Below are 16088 nucleotides of genomic sequence, written 5' to 3'. Positions count from 1 at the left end.
AAGACTATGCCGAACGAAGGTGCGCGCAAACCGGGTGAAAAATTGAAGCAAGGCAGAATTGCTCCCGCCAACGCCGAGTGGATCGCCGAAGCGGGACAAATGATCAGGTCGGGTGCGCTCGTCGCATTTCCGACGGAGACAGTCTACGGGCTTGGCGCGGACGCGACAAACGGCGAAGCCGTCGCGCGCGTGTTCGAGGCCAAGGGCCGGCCGGCGTTCAATCCCCTCATCGTGCATGTCCTCGGGTTGGAGCAGGCGCTTATCATCGGCGAGTTCTCGCCCTTGGCGCGGCGACTGACGGAAGCCTTCTGGCCGGGACCGCTAACGATCGTCGTACCACGCACCGCCAAGTCGGATGTCAGCGATCTGGTTTCGGCCGGGCTACCGACGGTTGCCCTTCGTTCTCCCGATCATCCCGTGGCGCGCGCCTTGCTGGCCGCGGCCCAGCGCCCGCTCGCAGCGCCCTCCGCCAACCGGTCCGGCCATGTCAGCGCGACCCATGCCGAGCACGTCGCGGCGGACCTCGGCGACAAGGCGGCGTTGATCCTGGATGCAGGGCCGACGTCCCACGGATTGGAATCTGCCGTTGTCAGCCTTGTAGGTGAAACGCCCGTTCTACTGCGGCCGGGCGCCGTGACGGTTGAGGCGATCGAAGTGGCTTTAGGCGAGCGTCTCGCGCGCGAAACCGAGGCGAGCAGCACCAGACCCGCCTCTCCCGGTCAGCTTCTGAGCCATTACGCGCCGCGGGCGGCCTTAAGGCTCAACGCCTACGAATGGGGACCGAATGAAGCCGTTCTGGCATTCGGCGGCGTTGCCGAGAAACCAGCGCGGGTCTTCATCAATCTCAGCCCGTCGGGCGATCTCGTGGAAGCCGCTGCAAACCTCTTCGCGGCGCTCCGGATGCTCGACGCCTCTGGCGCTCCGACGATTGCCGCAACGCCGATCCCGAAGCACGGATTGGGTGAAGCGATCAACGACAGGCTGAAGCGGGCTGCGGCGCCGCGCGACTAGAGCGTTTTGTTTTGACGCAATTCCGGACGCAAAACCGTTGCACACTTTTGCTGGAATTGCTCTAGCCGGCGTCGCCTACAGGGCGCTCGTTACGAGGATGACCTTGTTGACGAGCGGGCCCAGCACCGGGCTTTGCATGACGAAGCCTTCGAAACTGTCGCGCAGAGACTCGAGCGACTTCATCGAGGGCGTGAGCGCATAAATCGTGGCGTAGAGAAGTGCCGTCGTTACGCCGTTGACGATCAAGTACCGCCGCAACATGTCTGACCCCGACGCCATTCACACTTTCTTAAGGAAAGCACGGGCGCGGTGGTGAACTCAAGGCATTTCGGCAGGCTTTAGTAAACGGCCGATCGGACCGCGGGCAGCAGAACTGAGATCAAGCGCCAGCCTCCTTGAGGCGGCGCTCTTCCGCTTCGATCGTCGCTTTGCTGGACGGCCAACTGGCGCCCATCCAATCGTCCGTCCCAAACAGCCAATACAGGAAGCGATGCCGGCGATGGTACCGCTCGATGATGAAGCGGTTCGTCGCTTCCATATGATGGTTCAGCGCGGCGATCGTTTCCGCGGGTAGCGCTGTATCCCGATCGATGGTTTCGAGACGGTTCAAAATATTGGCGACGTCGGTTGCCGATTCCGTTCGCCATTGATCCATGGAACCGGCGAGGGTGTGCTGGTTCTCGTTGACCTTCAGCAGAGCTTCATGGACCTCGGTGAGATCCTGCGCGTAGGCCTGATGCTTAGCGGCCGCCGTTTCGATCTCGGCTGCGACAGCGCGCTCGACCGAGTTCATGCGCTCGACGAGAGCGATCCCAAGTTCTGCAAGCGATCCATTCTGGGCGTCGAGCTTGTTCGATACGCCATCGATCTTGTCGAGGCCTCCGAGCAAGGCTTCGGTTCTTCCAGCATCGGGCGATGCCGCGAGCACACGGCCGATGTCGTCGTCGAGCTTCGAGAGCCGGTCTGCGAGGTCCCCCAGCCCGCGATGATCGTGGCCGAGCACCGCCTCCTCGATGACGTCGAGGCGATCGGCAATTGGCTTCAGGTCCACCGTGGAGTCGGCAGCCGGTCGGGCGCGCATCGTTGCTTCGAGTTCCTGAAGGCGGGTCGAGAGTACCGCCCAGGATTGCGACATCTCCTGCAGGCGAAGCTCCAGTGCCGCTTCGACGTTCTCGAGCTTCGAGACGAGCGGGAGCGTTTCGGCCGAGCCTGTGCCGCCTTCGCGGAGCGCCGCTTCCAGCGCACCCACCCGGTCGATCAACACGGCTTGGCCGCGCCCCTGGTCATCCTGGTGGGCGAGCGTATCGCGGCTCAGATCTCGGATGAGCCCGGCTATGATGTGCCGCTCGTTGGAGAAATCGTGACTTAAGGTGCGCACCATTTGCTCGAGCGCATCGAGGCGGGAATTCTGCAGCGTGTCGGCCGAGGTCGCCAAATAGTCGTTGCGATAGGCTGGGCGAGCGTATTCCGCAGCGTAACGGAGGTTGCTCGGGGTATAGCGGCCTTCGGCACGCGTCAACGGCGGCAAAGGTTCAGGCATCGGCGTGAAGCGCGACGAGAAGCGGAACAGCAATTCGGACTGTGCGAAGTCCGACCTCTGATCAAACAGCACATGCAGGAGGTCGTCGATGCTCACGGCGGCATTCCTGCGCGCGGCGAATGACGAGGAGAGGCGCAGGAGCTCGGCCAATTCGTCGGAACGGCGCGGCGATACGGCGCCGGTGCCCGAAACAGCTGGGAGCTCACCCGCGATAATGGTTGCCGTCTCGCGTTTCAACGCGACGACACGAAGCCCATGCGCTTCGAGCGCGGCCGCTGCGGGATCGACGCGGGTCATCGCGTTGAGCAAGTGCTCGATGCGGACCTCACCGGAGCGATGAGCGGACGCGATGTCGTAAGCCTGGTTGAAACAGGCGAGCACCGTGTCGTCGACGAGGACCGGCCCCGCGTGCAAGGTGGCGCGCTTGCCGTTGGTCAACGACGCGTCGCCCTGGATCGTCCCATCGGGCGGAGTCCAGGTCTGCTGAGTTCTGAGGTCGAGATCCTCGCCGTGATACGCCATCGCGCTCTCTCCATGTGCCCCTTGGCGCCCGCTGCTGCCTAAGCCACCCGGCCAGGATCGGCCGATCTCTTGGTAGCTATCTACACTTGGATGACAAATAGGTCTTCAGTTTAAGGGTTATGTTTAGGTTAGCGCCGATTTCGGCTATGCGCGAGCCGCACAGACAGCTCAACCTAAAGAAGGGTCGAAAATTCCGGCTCTTGCAACTCGGGACCTTCCGCTCGCGCATCGTTGAGCTTCCGGTTGACCGGCGTCGTGGTGAGGCGTCCCGCGCGCAACGGCGTCAAAAGGTCGAGCACGACCTCGGCGGTTCCGGGCCGGCAGTCGAGCCAGCGATCGAAATGCGCGCTCTCTATGATGACCGGCATTCGGTCGTGCAGCCGGGAAATCTCGTCGTTGGCGGCCGTCGTCAGAATGGCCATGGTTTCGATCTGGCTGCCGTCGGCGCCAAGCCAATCTTCCCAAATCCCGGCGAGTGCGAAAAGCTCCTGGTCTTTCATGCGGATGAGGTGCGGCTGGCGCGCCTTCCGGTTGCCCGTCCATTCATAGAACCCCGTCACCGGCACGAGGCACCGGCGATGGCGCATCGCGCCCCGGAAGGCCGGTTTTTCGCTTGCGGTTTCGGCCCGCGCGTTGATCAGCGGCGAGCCGAGCGATTTCGGATCTTTCAACCAGGACGGGATGAGGCCCCAGCGCACCAATTGCAGCTCGGGGCGATTATGCACGTCGTTCCGCGCGATCAGAACGGGCTGAGAAGGCGCGATATTGTAGCGCGGGGGAAAATCTTCGACGCTCGGCGCCTTGAAAAAAGCCCTCACGGCCTCGCCGGGTGTGGTCAAACTGTAGCGTGCGGGCAAGGCCGGACGGTCCTTTTGATGCCGAATGAAAGTTGAATATAAGCGTTCGCTGATCGAAGGCCCAGAATCTGCTTTAAGCGATCCGCATGAGAAAGCCGGACCGGAAAGTGAAACGTCGCAGCCGATACCTTGTGGCCCCTGTTCTGGCGCTCAGCGTGCTCCTTTCGGGGGCTGGCGGTCCATCCGCCTTGGCGGCTTCCGACACCAAGCCTTACGACGACCGGCTGCTGCGGCTGTCGGAAATCCTCGGAGCGGTTCACTATCTTCGCGAGCTTTGCGGGGCGAACGAGGGCCAGTACTGGCGCGACCGCATGCGCGATTTGATGGACGCCGAAGGATCGACGGCGCTTCGCCGCGCCAAGCTGACGCGTGCTTTCAATCAGGGGTATCGCAGCTACAGTCGCACCTATAATACGTGCAGCCCTTCAGCCCAGACGGCCATCAACCGTTTTCTCTCGGAGGGATCGGAACTTTCCGACGGGCTTCTCAAAGCATTTCCCAACTGAGCGCATGGCGTCACGCTTAACGCGCAGGTCAGGCCTTTTCACAAGGTTTACTGTGAATAGTGGCAGCTTCGACCTATCGCAAAAGGTCGTGCTAGGTGACAAACGGTGGGATGTATCCGTCTGCATATGCGACGGCCAGGGTAGAGGGAAGATTGGGAGCGACATGCAGTGTTTTGAGGACATCGATACCAAGAATCCGACGCTGAAGGCGCTGGATCTTATTCTCGCCGCGTGGGACGAGGGTGTCGATACGGGGGTCGAGCCGCAGCAGATGGCATACGCAGCGCTCTTCACGGCGCTCACCGATCTGGTCGCGATCTACGGTGAAGATGCGGTTATCCATCTGACGCGCGGACTGGAGAAGCGTGTCGTCGAAGGCGAATTCACGCTGACGCGCCGCGACCAATAATCAGAAACGCCCCTTACGCGGACCGGCTGGCGGCTCAGAAGTGGCCAGCCTTCAGGACGACTTCGGCGATGAGCACGCCGCCGAAGAGCGCAAGCAGTGCGCCTGCGACCCGATTTACGATCTGCAGAACGTGAAGATCGATCCGGTGGCGATGGCGGCTGATGAAATTCGACAGTGCAATCCACCACAGCATGCTGCCGCCAACGATGGATGAAACCATCAGCAGAACGTCAATGGTCGAATGGACCTCGACGAACGTGGTGACGCCCCCGAAAACGGCGAACAGTCCGAGGACCGCACCCGGATTGGTGATCGTCAGAAAGAATGTCTGCGGGATGTCCCAGGCAAAGTCCTTGAGGCGAGCGGTCGATGCATCGGACTCGGATGCCATCTTCAGCCGCGGCGCGCTGAAATAAAGACGAAGCCCGAAAGCGATCAGGGCCAGGCCGCCGATCGCCTGAATGAATGCGCGATGGGTTTGGACGACGCCGGAAACCGTGCCAACGCCCAGGCCAGCGCACAGAGCGATGAGACCATCACCCATCACCGAGCCTATGCCAGCGGCGATTCCGCCCCAGAATCCCCGTTCGATGGCCCGTTGGATGCACAGCACATTGACAGGCCCGACCGGGGCGGCAATGAGCATTCCGACGATCAGACCGACAGGGATGATGAGAGGGTTCGGGATATAACTCAGCAAGGGGTACGTGCTCGATCTCTGAGTTGGAAGCGACAGGTGCTAGGCTGCATTCTCACATCCAACACGGCTTCGGGCACCACAGCTACTGGGATCGAGGGAGGGCGCAACTGCAATGTGGGGAATTCCTCGAGCGACATGCGAACAGCGTTTCCGGCGGGCCCTCTTTCAAAAAGCAAGCCTGGTGAATCTGCTCTTAGTACTCGTAGTAGCGGCGAGCGCTCTTGTCCATGTCGCCAGAGCAGGCGCCAACGAGAGCCGCGGCGAGCCCGTGAAATTGCCGCCGCATGTCGAAGACCTTCGCGACGTCATTCTGACCGCCGCGCGGTCCGGAAACATCGATGAACTGAAAACCGCATTCGAAGTCAGCGGCATTGTTCCAGACCTCGGCATCGAACCGGGAAGCGATCCGATCAAGGCGCTGAAGGAGCGCTCGGAAGATCATCAAGGCCGGGAAATTCTCGCAGCCCTTGTCGAGACGCTGAACATGCCGCCCGTCGCCCTCCCTCTCGGCAATGATATCGAGAACAATCTGATCTACGTCTGGCCCTATCTCGCCGAACGTCCGCTCGACAAGCTGACGCCTGCCGAAGAGGTCGATCTCTACCGTCTCGTCACACCCGCGAAGGCTCAGGAGATGCGCGAAAAGAAGCAGTGGCTCTGGTGGCGTCTGGTGATCGCCGCAGACGGGTCCTGGACCTCGTTCAAACGGGCCAATTGAACTCCAATCCAGCGGCTGCCGCGTTCGACTTGCATTGCCAATTGCCGCAGTGGGGTATCCAGCGACGGATTAAAGGGGGTATTCCGCTTTTCACAAATTAGAGGAAAATGCGGAGTTTTGTTGATGAAGAGTATATCGCTTTTGGCAGCAGCGGTTTTGAGCTGCGCCATTGCTGCACCGGCTTATGCCTTTCATCCGTCTGAAGAGACCTACGGTTACGTCACCCCCAAAAAGCTCGACCGCAAGCAGCGCGAAAGCGCCCAAAAAATGGGTCAGCAGCTTTTCGGCATGGGCTGGGATTGGGATCAGCCCCAGTCCGATCGCTCGGCGGATGAAGATGCTCGCAACGGGCCGGCCGGGCGCGGGCCCGCCTCCCTCACCGGCGGCGGACAGCCCCGCATCGCGGCAATCGCCCCTCCCAAGGTTTCATTTCACAGCAGTTTCGAGCCCGGCTCGATCGTGATCGATACGGCGGGGCGCCGTCTCTATTACGTCCTCACGTCCTCGAGCGCCTATAGCTACCCGATCGCCGTCGGAAAGCAGGGGTTCGCGTGGAGCGGCACCGAGAAGATCACGAGAAAGGCGGCATGGCCCGACTGGATCCCGCCGGCCGAAATGCGCGCCCGGCGTCCTGAACTCCCGGTTCGGATGTCCGGCGGTGTCCGCAATCCGCTCGGCGCCATGGCGCTTTATCTCGGCAACACGCTCTATCGCATCCACGGCACGAACGAGGCTTCCTCGATCGGAACGGCGTCATCGTCGGGCTGCATCCGGATGACGAACGGCAACGTCATGCATCTGTCGACCCTTGCCGATGTCGGCACGACGGTTCACGTACTGAAGCGGCTGCCGCCGGAAATGTCGCGCGTCGCGAAAACCGGCAGCGAAGGCTGACCGGCGTCACGAACAGGCTCAGCCCGCGAAGCCCTCGAGAAAATCGACGGGCTCGCCGCGGGCCGGGCCGATGATCTCGCCTTCCCACATGACTTTCCGGCCGCGGACGTACGTCCCGACCGGCCAGCCCTTAACCTTCACGCCATCGTAAGGCGTCCAGGCGGCGCGGCTTTCGATCCAACCGTTGGTGATCGTTGCTGTCCGGTCTAGATCGACGATGGTGAGGTCGGCGTCATAGCCAACCGCGATGCGCCCCTTCGAGCGAATGCCGAAAAGCCGCTGAGGGCCGTGGCTCGTCAGATCGACGAGGCGCTGCAGGGACAGCCGTCCCGCGTTGACGTGATCGAGCATGATCGGAACGAGGGTTTGGACGCCGGTCATGCCGGAATGCGTGTCGGGATAGACGTGATCCTTTTCCTCGCGCGTATGGGGCGCGTGATCGGACCCCAGAATATCGACGACGCCCGATTGGAGCGCGGCCCAAATCGCGGCGCGGTGGCGGGCATCGCGCACCGGCGGGTTCATCTGAACGTAGGAACCGAGGCGTTCATAAGCTTCAGGTCCTTCAAGGGTCAGATGGTGCGGCGTCACCTCGACCGAGGCATACGCTTTATGCTCGCGCAGGAACTCCATCTCTTCGGCCGTCGAAACATGGAGCACGTGGACGCGCTTGCCGTGCTCTTCGGCCATGGCGACAAGCCGCTTGGTCGCGATGAGGGCCGCTTCCGGGTCGCGCCATTCGGGATGCGACGAGGGATCGCCCTTCCGCCGCAGATGCATCCGCGATTTCAGCCGCGCTTCGTCTTCGGCGTGGAAGGATGCCCGGCGGGATATCTTCGCGATGATCCGGTCGAGCGTCGTGCCATCGTCGACCAGTAGATCGCCGGTCGATGACCCCATGAACACCTTGATGCCCGCCGAGCCTTCGAGCTTCTCGAGAGCCGGAATATCGGCAACATTCTCTCGGGTGCCGCCGACGAAGAAGGCGAAATCACTAAACATCCGGTGCCGGGCGCGGCGAACCTTATCCGCGAGGGTTTCGGCGCTCGTCGTGAGGGGCTTGGTGTTCGGCATCTCGAAGACCGCCGTCACGCCTCCCGCGACCGCCGCGCGGCTGCCTGTCTCCAAGTCTTCCTTGTGCTCAAGGCCGGGTTCCCGGAAATGTACCTGCGTATCGATGACGCCCGGTAGAATGTGGAGCCCTGCCGCTTCAATGATTTCGGCAGCCTTGACCGAGCCGAGTTGGCCGATTGCCGCGATCCTGCCACCCCGGATCGCAATATCGCGGACGCCCTCACCATCATGATTGACGACCGTCGCGCCTCGAATAACGACGTCGAAAGTCTCAACCATCTTGCGGCGCTCCATAGGCTTGCATACGAGAAAAGCCCCGCATACGTAACTCTTCCCTCATTTGCAACCGAGGCGTGAATTTCATGTCTGCCGCAAAGATAGCGCGACTTGCTGATCGCGGAGTCGTCAGCGTTAACGGCTGGGACAGTGAAAAGCTGCTGCAGGGGCTGGTGACCAATGACATCGAAGGCCTTCGCAACGGCGAGGCCCGTCACGCGGCGCTGCTTTCGCCGCAAGGCAAAATCCTCTTCGACTTTTTTATTGTTCGTCACGGCGACGGCTACCTGCTCGATGTTCTCCGTGCGAGCGCCGGCGATCTCGCGAAGCGGCTGGCCATCTATAAGCTTCGCGCCGATGTCATCATCGCCGATGTTTCGGAGTCATTTCGAATCTATGCCGCCTGGGACGATGGCGCTGACGCATTTCCTGTGGATGAGGCCATGCGTTTTTCGGACCCCAGACATACCTCACTTGGAGTACGACTGATAGCCGAAGGCCAACTGGCGAGCGATTCTTTTAGCGATGCGGATAACGAAATCGCGCTTCGCCAGTACGATGCTCTTCGCGTTTTACTCGGCGTGCCCGAGGGTGGTCGCGATTATAAATTCGGCGACGCGTATCCGCACGAAGCCGACTTCGATCTCTTCAACGGCGTATCGTTCTCGAAGGGCTGCTACGTCGGACAAGAGATCGTCGCGCGCATGCAAAACAAGACTGTCGTTCGGAAGCGCGCCGTAAAAATTTTGGGCTCGGCTCCCCTCTCCCCGAATGACGATGTGCTTGTCGGAGACGTTTCGATCGGACGCGTCGGGACCGTTGATGGCACCGCTGCCATTGCGATGCTTCGCCTCGACCGCGCACTCGAGGCAAAGCAGAAAAACCAGAAGCTCGCAGCAGGCGATGCCGCTGTCACTGTCGACGATATTGTCCTCGAGAGTTACGCCGCATCTGCAGCCGCGCGCTCCTCAACGTCTCTACCGTCGTCATGATCACATCAAGAGAGATCGAACGGTGCCCGTGGGCCGGCGCGGACGCCACTTACATCCGCTACCACGATGAAGAGTGGGGCGTGCCGATGACGGACGATCGCGCACTGTTCGAGAAGTTGATGCTCGAAGGATTCCAAGCGGGCCTCTCGTGGATCACAATCCTTCGCAAGCGCGAAAATTTTCGGAAGGCGTTCCATAATTTCGATGCCGAGAGCATCGCGCAATACTCGGCGCGCGATATCGACCGGCTTCTCAAGAACGAGGGCATCATCCGGAACCGCGCCAAGATCGAGGCGACGATCTCCAATGCAAAGGTCTATCTTGAAATTCGCGATCGAATGCGATTTTCCCAATATATATGGGGTTTTGTTGATGGCCGGCCGATCGTCAACGCTCTCGCATCGACGAAAGACATCAAGCCCGAGACTGATGTTTCTAAGAGAATGAGCAAAGCTCTCAAGGCTGACGGTTTCCGTTTTGTCGGATCGACGACCTTATACGCATTCATGCAATCGACCGGCATGGTCAATGATCACCTCGTCTCGTGCTTCAGGCACGCGGCATGCGCGAAACTTCAAAAGAAGCTGAAGATCGCAGAGCTATGAATCCTTCGTACGCAAAGACGCCGAGAGCCTGGCAGCGCATGCTGTCGGGACGCCGGCTCGATCTACTCGCACCGGAGCCTCGCGACATCGAGATCGAGGATATCGCACATGGGCTCGCGCGCGTTGCACGATGGAACGGACAGACGAAAGGCGACTACGCTTTTTCCGTCGCTCAGCATTCCGTCGTCGTCACCGACATCGTCACGGCGCTATGGCCAAACTCGACAGCCAACGAACGTCTCGCGGCATTACTGCACGATGCGCCGGAATACGTCATCGGCGATCTGATCAGCCCTTTCAAAACAGCGATCGGGCTCGACTACAAATCGTTCGAACTGAACTTGCTCGAAGCGATCCATAAGCGGTTCGGTGTTGGGCAACTCAGTGTCGCTGCTGTGGCAGCAATTAAGGAGGCCGATACGATCGCGGCGTACTACGAAGCGACGCAGCTCGCGGGGTTCGATACGAGCGAGGCTGAAATTTTTTTCGGAATTCCGAAGGTGCCGGCGGAACTTCACAGCGTGCTGTCAGTTTTGAAACCCGTAACGGCAAAGGATGCCCAAAGGCAGTTTCTTTTGCGGTTCGGAAATTTGTCACCGCACTGACAATTAGGCAATTGTGGGGCTAATTCGCGTTTTTCATTTACAGGGTCTATCTGAAATTCGCCATGATCGCCCACTAGCTCGCCTCATGGGGAGCACGGGGAAGACAAACATGAACATGGAACTTTCTGGCAGGAGAAAACCGACGCCTGAAAAGTCTCAGCTCGCACCGGAAGACGACCACGAGCTAGAGCCTTCTCTCGGCATCGGACTAAATGCGGCGATCGTCGCCGTATCCGATAACGAACCAGTCGCACTTGTGGTCCGGGGCGATCCGGACGCCATCGGTGCAACAGACGTTTTGCCGTTCGGGCCTTTTAATCCGCGCGAGCACAGAACATTGGAGAGCGGCTTACGAGCCTGGGTTCAGAGCCAGACCGGCCTTGACCTCGGCTATGCCGAGCAACTTTATACATTTGCTGATCGTGGCCGCCACGCTGACGCAGGCGTTGCCACTCCCAATATTGTTTCCATCGGTTACCTTGCATTGACGCAGGCTGTCGGACACCATGGATTAACCAATGGTCTCTGGCGGAGTTGGTACCAATATTTTCCTTGGGAAGACTGGCGTCGCGGGCGCCCCGAAATCATCGCCCGGGACATTGAACCGCGTCTCAAAGCGTGGGCAGAGAAGCCTGCGCTCGCGACGAGCACTCAACCATCGATCGCTCGTGGCGATCGCGCACGTATCTGCTTTGGCCTCGATGGCACCGCCTGGGACGAAGAGAAGGTTCTCGAACGGTTCGAGCTTCTCTACGAAGCGGGTCTTGCCGACGAAGCCGTCCGGGACGGAAGGCCCGGCGCCGCAGAATGGACCGACAGGCCCAAACTCGGTTTGCCGATGCAGTCCGATCACCGGCGGATATTGGCGACGGCCATCAGCCGTACGCGTGCCAAGATCAAGTACCGGCCCGTGGTCTTCGAATTGATGCCCGACGAGTTTACACTCTACGAGCTTCAGAAGACCGTCGAAGCCATTCTTGGTCCGCATCTACACAAACAAAACTTCCGTCGACTCGTCGAAGGTGCGGGCCTTGTCGAGCCGACCGGAGAAGTCAAAACGCGAACCGGCGGACGTCCGGCGAAACTTTTCCGTTTCCGCCGCGAAGTCCTCCTCGAGCGCCCGGCACCTGGCGTCAGGGTATCAGCGCCTCCGAGCCGAAGCTAATCGGCATCGTCTAAATTCCAGGGCGGGAACCACCGCCCTGGAAATTTGTTCGCACATCTATTATTTTAAATATGTTCAGGAATGCTCGCGTCGAGCATTTCAGGGTGCGGTGTGAACGGCATGTTTGCCGACGGAACTCACACCCCGAATATGCTCGAAACGAGCATATATGGAGGGCGAAGACTATGTCTGCTTTGGTTTCAAGTCTTGTGACACCGGCTAAACCCCGGCCTGCCGCGAAGACGCCCCAAGCTTTCGCGTGGTCACCCGCTCTCGAGGCGGAGATGGCCCCCCTTTATGCCCGCGTGAAGCATATCATCACGCCGATGGAATGGCCGCACTACGCGCCGCTCATCAAGTCGATCAACGCGCTCAAGGTGCAGCGGAACGCGGTCATCCTGGCGCACAACTACATGACGCCTGAGATCTTCCATTGCGTGGCAGATTTCCGTGGCGATTCACTGCAGCTCGCGAAGGAAGCCGCCCGGACGAACGCCAAGGTCATCGTGCAGGCCGGCGTCCACTTCATGGCTGAGACGTCGAAACTGCTCTCGCCGGAAAAAACCGTTCTCATCCCGGACATGCGGGCGGGCTGTTCGCTGGCATCGTCGATAACGCCCGAGGATGTTCGCATGCTGCGCGAGGCCTATCCCGGCGTGCCGATCGTCACCTATGTGAATACCTCGGCGGCGGTGAAAGCCGAATGCGATATCACCTGCACATCCTCGAATGCCGTCCAGGTCGTCGAGAGCCTCGGCGTGCCGAGGGTTCTCTGCATACCCGATCAGTATTTGGCGAAGTGGGTCCAATCGCAAACGAAAGTCCAGGTCATCGCGTGGAAGGGCGCGTGCGAGGTGCACGAGCGTTTCACCGGCGAAGAGCTTCGCGCCATGCGGAACGACGAACCCGGTCTCAAGATCATCGCGCATCCCGAATGCCCGCCTGACGTTATCGAGGCCGCTGACTTCACGGGCTCGACGTCCGGCATGATTCATTGGGTGAAAGAGAAGCGCCCGGCCAAGGTCATGCTCGTCACCGAGTGCTCGATGGCGTCGAATGTCGCGGTCGAGGTCCCGGATGTCGAGTTCATCCGGCCGTGCAATCTTTGCCCGCACATGAAACGCATCAGCCTCGAAAATATCTACGAGAGCCTCGTGCACATGCAGCATGAGGTTACCGTCGATCCGGATGTCGCCGAACGCGCCCGCCGGGCTGTCGAACGCATGGTCAACCTGACCAACTAGCGAACTCTTGGGGACCACCGCCCCGGGAGGGCAAAAACTTATGGCTGCATCGACGAAGCGTCGCGCCGCTACAGAGTTCAGCGGCTTTACAGGTGAGCCCGGCCCAGGCGACGTCGTGATCATCGGCGCCGGACTTGCGGGGCTTTTCACGGCGCTGAAGCTGGCGCCGCTGCCGGTGACGGTCATTGCGGCCGCGCCTCTCGGTGAAGGCGCGTCCAGCATGTGGGCGCAGGGCGGCATCGCCGCTGCGGTCGGCGAAGGCGACAGCACAGCAAAGCATGCCGCCGACACCATCGAAGCGGGTGCGGGCATCGTCGATCCGGACATTGCGCGGCTGGTTGCCGAGGAAGGCCCGGATCGGATCCGCGATCTTCTCGCCTATGGCGTGCCGTTCGATCGGGATCTCGAAGGTCACTACATTCTTTCAAAGGAAGCCGCTCATTCCGAAAAGCGCGTTGTCCGCGTGTCGGGCGATACGGCCGGCGCGGCGATCATGCAGGCGCTTATCGCCGCCGTGCGCGCGACGCCGTCGATACGGGTGCTCGAAGGATATGAAGCCGACGACCTCATCGTTACTGACAATCGTGTCGAAGGCGTCCGGCTGATCCGGCCGACGGCTCTCGGCAATGGCCGTTACGCATTCGTTCCGGCGGCGGCAGTCGTGCTGGCGACGGGCGGCGTCGGAGCGTTGTTCGCGCTGACGACCAACCCCTCCTATGCGAAGGGCGAGGCGCTCGCCATGGCCGCGCGCGCCGGCGCGGTGATCGCGGATCCGGAGTTCGTGCAATTTCATCCGACCGCCATCGATGCCGGAATCGATCCCGCACCGCTCGCGACGGAAGCGCTGCGCGGCGAAGGCGCGACGCTCGTCAACTCAAACGGCGAACGCTTCATGCTGGCGATCGATCCTCGCGGCGAGCTCGCGCCACGTGACGTCGTCGCGCGCGCCGTTTACAATGAGCTCAATGCGGGACGCGGCGTTTTTCTCGATTGCCGCACGGCGATCGCCGACTTCGAAAAGCAATACCCGACCGTCTGGGGGCATTGCCAGCGCGCAGGCATCGACCCCTCCAAGGATCTGATACCCGTTGCACCCGCCGAGCATTATCACATGGGCGGCATCGCGGCCGATGCGAACGGGCGGACGAGTCTTACGGGCCTTTGGGCTGTCGGCGAAGTTGCTTCGACCGGCCTTCACGGCGCCAACCGGCTCGCATCGAATTCGCTGCTCGAGGCCGTCGTCTTCGGTGCGCGCGTTGCGAACGACGTTCGCGGCCTTCTTCCGCATGATCGCGTCGGGCATTTCGTCGTGCCGCATCGCATTCCCGGCAGCGGCCGTGCGGCCGATACCGCTTCGCGGCGTGAGGCGATCGACAGACTGCGGGCGATCATGACGCGGTATGCCGGGGTTCAGCGCTCCGGAAAGGGGCTGAAGACTGCCCTTTCCGAACTCAAAGCGCTGAGTGCAGCCGTCGTGAACGACCGGGTTCTCTCAAACATGCTCCTTGCCGCTCAGCTGATCACGGCTGGGGCGCTGCTTCGCAAGGAAAGCCGGGGCGGCCATTACCGCACGGATTACCCGAAGGCGAACCCGGCGCTGCAGAAGCGCACATTCATCACGCTCGCCGATCTCGAGGCGATTAACGAGAAGCCCAAAAAAAGTCACTGCGAACCGCCGATGCTGGCACCATGCGGGACATGACGGCTGCTCCCTCCTCGTTCGCCACACTCCCACAAAATCTCGTTCTGGTCGCGGTTCGTAGCGCGCTCGACGAAGATCTCGGGCTCTCAGGCGACATCACCACCGACGCGACAGTCTCTCCGAACGCACGCTCCGTCGCTTTGCTCGCGGCGCGAAAGCCCGGCATCGTGTCAGGCCTTGCGTTGGCGGAAGCGGCATTCCGGGAGCTCGATCCCGCGTGCGATTTCACGGTCCAGATCGCGGACGGATGCGCGGCATTCGCTGGCGACACGATCGCGCGCATTTCCGGGAAGTCTCGCGCCATCCTCTCTGCTGAGCGCGTCGCCCTGAACTTCATGGGCCGAATGTGCGGGATCGCGACCCTGACACGCCGTTACGCCGATGCGGTTGCGGGCACCGGCGCGCAGATCGTCGATACGCGAAAGACGACGCCCGGGCTCAGAGCATTCGAGAAGTATGCGGTCAGATGCGGCGGCGGCCATAATCACCGCTTCGGCCTGTTCGACGCTATTCTCATCAAGGACAACCATATCGTCGCGGCGGGCGGCATCGAAGCCGCGATCAGAGCCGCGAAGGCCACCGCAGGGCACATGACAAAAATCGAGGTTGAGGTCGATACGCTCGAACAGCTCGAAATTGTCGTCCGCGAAGGCGCCGATTGCGTGCTGCTCGACAACATGGGGCCTGCCGATTTGCGGAAGGCCGTCGGCATCGTCGCCGGGCGCTGCCTTACGGAAGCCTCGGGCGGCGTTAACCTCGACACCGTCAGGGAAATTGCCGCGACCGGCGTCAACATGATCTCGGTCGGAGCGCTGACGCATTCGGCGCCGGTTCTCGATCTCGGTCTCGACTTTGTCCTATCTGCGAATACGTCCGGCGCCGGAGCTTGAATTTGCCACAGTCACTGCGCATCTGGCAGTTTGTGTCCGGCAGGGACTAGAATAGGAATGTCCGGTTTGGACATGGAGGGTAATTCCATGGCGCTGCAGTGGATCGTGCTGTGGGGCGGGACCGCGATCGCGGCTTCAATTCTCGCGGGCATTCTGGCCGGCATCAAAAACCGCGATCTTTCCTACTGGATCGGGTGGAGCTTCCTCGTGCCGCCGGCCGTGCTTTGGTTGCTGCTGCTTCCCAAATACAAGGGCCCGCGTCCGCGCCAGCCTCGCCTCGACGATATCGACCGGCGCGAGAACGGCCCCCTCTAGAGCGTTTCCGGTCCTGATAGAATCAGGACCGACGCTCTACGTTTTGTTTGACGCAATTCCGGA

At 61.1% G+C, this 16088-nt stretch carries 18 protein-coding genes; 13 read left to right on the top strand and 5 right to left on the bottom strand.

Going from position 1 to position 16088, the window contains the following annotated elements:
• Positions 1-6 precede the first annotated feature (6 nt).
• Positions 7-1011, top strand: a complete 1005-nt coding sequence (locus AB4Z24_RS20820) for an L-threonylcarbamoyladenylate synthase (RefSeq protein ID WP_441711295.1) — start codon at positions 7-9, stop codon at positions 1009-1011.
• Between the two features lie 75 nt (positions 1012-1086).
• Here AB4Z24_RS20820 and AB4Z24_RS20815 read toward each other — a convergent pair whose 3' ends face one another.
• The 3 genes from AB4Z24_RS20815 to AB4Z24_RS20805 form a co-directional block, all read right to left on the bottom strand.
• Complete coding sequence (locus tag AB4Z24_RS20815; RefSeq protein ID WP_441711293.1) at positions 1087-1290, bottom strand: hypothetical protein; 204 nt, start codon at positions 1288-1290, stop codon at positions 1087-1089.
• 100 nt (positions 1291-1390) lie between these two features.
• A complete protein-coding gene (locus AB4Z24_RS20810) occupies positions 1391-3073 on the bottom strand; it encodes a Clp protease N-terminal domain-containing protein (protein WP_441711292.1) in 1683 nt (560 codons plus the stop codon).
• Between the two features lie 173 nt (positions 3074-3246).
• Entirely contained in the window at positions 3247-3912 is a 666-nt protein-coding gene (locus AB4Z24_RS20805; protein WP_441711469.1) for an SOS response-associated peptidase, read from the bottom strand.
• Positions 3913-4016: 104 nt separating this feature from the next.
• On the opposite strand from AB4Z24_RS20805, the gene AB4Z24_RS20800 reads away from it, so the two are divergent.
• A complete protein-coding gene (locus AB4Z24_RS20800) occupies positions 4017-4436 on the top strand; it encodes a TIGR02301 family protein (RefSeq protein WP_441711290.1) in 420 nt (139 codons plus the stop codon).
• Positions 4437-4599: 163 nt separating this feature from the next.
• Entirely contained in the window at positions 4600-4845 is a 246-nt protein-coding gene (locus AB4Z24_RS20795; protein WP_013215949.1) for a hypothetical protein, read from the top strand.
• A gap of 34 nt (positions 4846-4879) precedes the next feature.
• On the opposite strand, the gene AB4Z24_RS20790 is transcribed toward AB4Z24_RS20795, so the two are convergent.
• Positions 4880-5545 carry a LysE family translocator gene (locus AB4Z24_RS20790; RefSeq protein WP_441711287.1) on the bottom strand — a complete coding sequence of 222 codons (666 nt, stop codon included), beginning with the start codon at positions 5543-5545 and terminating at the stop codon, positions 4880-4882.
• A 181-nt stretch (positions 5546-5726) separates the two neighbouring features.
• Between AB4Z24_RS20790 and AB4Z24_RS20785 the strand changes: the two genes are divergently transcribed.
• Positions 5727-6263, top strand: coding sequence for a hypothetical protein (locus tag AB4Z24_RS20785; protein ID WP_441711285.1), 537 nt, complete (start codon positions 5727-5729; stop codon positions 6261-6263).
• A 123-nt stretch (positions 6264-6386) separates the two neighbouring features.
• Positions 6387-7157, top strand: a complete 771-nt coding sequence (locus tag AB4Z24_RS20780) for a L,D-transpeptidase (protein ID WP_441711284.1) — start codon at positions 6387-6389, stop codon at positions 7155-7157.
• A gap of 18 nt (positions 7158-7175) precedes the next feature.
• On the opposite strand, the gene AB4Z24_RS20775 is transcribed toward AB4Z24_RS20780, so the two are convergent.
• The gene (locus AB4Z24_RS20775) at positions 7176-8510 is read right to left on the bottom strand and encodes a dihydroorotase (RefSeq protein WP_441711282.1); all 1335 of its coding nucleotides are present in this window, start codon (positions 8508-8510) and stop codon (positions 7176-7178) included.
• Between the two features lie 83 nt (positions 8511-8593).
• On the opposite strand from AB4Z24_RS20775, the gene ygfZ reads away from it, so the two are divergent.
• From ygfZ to AB4Z24_RS20735, 8 genes are all read left to right on the top strand, one after another.
• On the top strand, positions 8594-9499 hold the full coding sequence (gene ygfZ, locus AB4Z24_RS20770; RefSeq protein ID WP_441711280.1) for a CAF17-like 4Fe-4S cluster assembly/insertion protein YgfZ: 906 nt from the start codon (positions 8594-8596) through the stop codon (positions 9497-9499).
• Positions 9496-10104 carry a DNA-3-methyladenine glycosylase I gene (locus tag AB4Z24_RS20765; protein ID WP_441711279.1) on the top strand — a complete coding sequence of 203 codons (609 nt, stop codon included), beginning with the start codon at positions 9496-9498 and terminating at the stop codon, positions 10102-10104. Before ygfZ ends, AB4Z24_RS20765 begins: the two co-directional genes overlap by 4 nt.
• Positions 10101-10709 carry a hydrolase gene (locus tag AB4Z24_RS20760; RefSeq protein ID WP_441711277.1) on the top strand — a complete coding sequence of 203 codons (609 nt, stop codon included), beginning with the start codon at positions 10101-10103 and terminating at the stop codon, positions 10707-10709. Before AB4Z24_RS20765 ends, AB4Z24_RS20760 begins: the two co-directional genes overlap by 4 nt.
• 109 nt (positions 10710-10818) lie before the next feature.
• Positions 10819-11874, top strand: coding sequence for an NUDIX hydrolase (locus AB4Z24_RS20755; protein ID WP_290990527.1), 1056 nt, complete (start codon positions 10819-10821; stop codon positions 11872-11874).
• 185 nt (positions 11875-12059) lie between these two features.
• On the top strand, positions 12060-13118 hold the full coding sequence (gene nadA, locus AB4Z24_RS20750) for a quinolinate synthase NadA (RefSeq protein WP_441711275.1): 1059 nt from the start codon (positions 12060-12062) through the stop codon (positions 13116-13118).
• Positions 13119-13158: 40 nt separating this feature from the next.
• Entirely contained in the window at positions 13159-14820 is a 1662-nt protein-coding gene (locus AB4Z24_RS20745; RefSeq protein ID WP_441711273.1) for an L-aspartate oxidase, read from the top strand.
• Positions 14817-15710, top strand: coding sequence for a carboxylating nicotinate-nucleotide diphosphorylase (nadC, locus tag AB4Z24_RS20740; protein WP_441711272.1), 894 nt, complete (start codon positions 14817-14819; stop codon positions 15708-15710). The genes AB4Z24_RS20745 and nadC overlap by 4 nt, the downstream gene beginning before the upstream one ends.
• Before the next feature lie 57 nt (positions 15711-15767).
• Positions 15768-16025, top strand: a complete 258-nt coding sequence (locus AB4Z24_RS20735) for a hypothetical protein (RefSeq protein ID WP_441711270.1) — start codon at positions 15768-15770, stop codon at positions 16023-16025.
• Positions 16026-16088: the final 63 nt, after the last annotated feature.

This window comes from Hyphomicrobium sp. 2TAF46, from assembly GCF_052114865.1.
Lineage (GTDB): Bacteria > Pseudomonadota > Alphaproteobacteria > Rhizobiales > Hyphomicrobiaceae > Hyphomicrobium_B.
The sequence above is the reverse complement of the archived record's forward strand: the minus strand, read 5'-3'. Positions and strand labels throughout refer to the sequence as shown.

Coding starts and splice junctions, on each gene's coding strand:
- AB4Z24_RS20820 (WP_441711295.1), top strand. CDS start 7: ATGCCGAACGAAGGTGCGCGCAAACCGGGTGAAAAATTGAAGCAAGGC.
- AB4Z24_RS20815 (WP_441711293.1), bottom strand. CDS start 1,290: ATGGCGTCGGGGTCAGACATGTTGCGGCGGTACTTGATCGTCAACGGC.
- AB4Z24_RS20810 (WP_441711292.1), bottom strand. CDS start 3,073: ATGGCGTATCACGGCGAGGATCTCGACCTCAGAACTCAGCAGACCTGG.
- AB4Z24_RS20800 (WP_441711290.1), top strand. CDS start 4,017: ATGAGAAAGCCGGACCGGAAAGTGAAACGTCGCAGCCGATACCTTGTG.
- AB4Z24_RS20795 (WP_013215949.1), top strand. CDS start 4,600: ATGCAGTGTTTTGAGGACATCGATACCAAGAATCCGACGCTGAAGGCG.
- AB4Z24_RS20780 (WP_441711284.1), top strand. CDS start 6,387: ATGAAGAGTATATCGCTTTTGGCAGCAGCGGTTTTGAGCTGCGCCATT.
- AB4Z24_RS20775 (WP_441711282.1), bottom strand. CDS start 8,510: ATGGTTGAGACTTTCGACGTCGTTATTCGAGGCGCGACGGTCGTCAAT.
- ygfZ (WP_441711280.1), top strand. CDS start 8,594: ATGTCTGCCGCAAAGATAGCGCGACTTGCTGATCGCGGAGTCGTCAGC.
- AB4Z24_RS20765 (WP_441711279.1), top strand. CDS start 9,496: ATGATCACATCAAGAGAGATCGAACGGTGCCCGTGGGCCGGCGCGGAC.
- AB4Z24_RS20760 (WP_441711277.1), top strand. CDS start 10,101: ATGAATCCTTCGTACGCAAAGACGCCGAGAGCCTGGCAGCGCATGCTG.
- AB4Z24_RS20755 (WP_290990527.1), top strand. CDS start 10,819: ATGAACATGGAACTTTCTGGCAGGAGAAAACCGACGCCTGAAAAGTCT.
- nadA (WP_441711275.1), top strand. CDS start 12,060: ATGTCTGCTTTGGTTTCAAGTCTTGTGACACCGGCTAAACCCCGGCCT.
- AB4Z24_RS20745 (WP_441711273.1), top strand. CDS start 13,159: ATGGCTGCATCGACGAAGCGTCGCGCCGCTACAGAGTTCAGCGGCTTT.
- nadC (WP_441711272.1), top strand. CDS start 14,817: ATGACGGCTGCTCCCTCCTCGTTCGCCACACTCCCACAAAATCTCGTT.
- AB4Z24_RS20735 (WP_441711270.1), top strand. CDS start 15,768: ATGTCCGGTTTGGACATGGAGGGTAATTCCATGGCGCTGCAGTGGATC.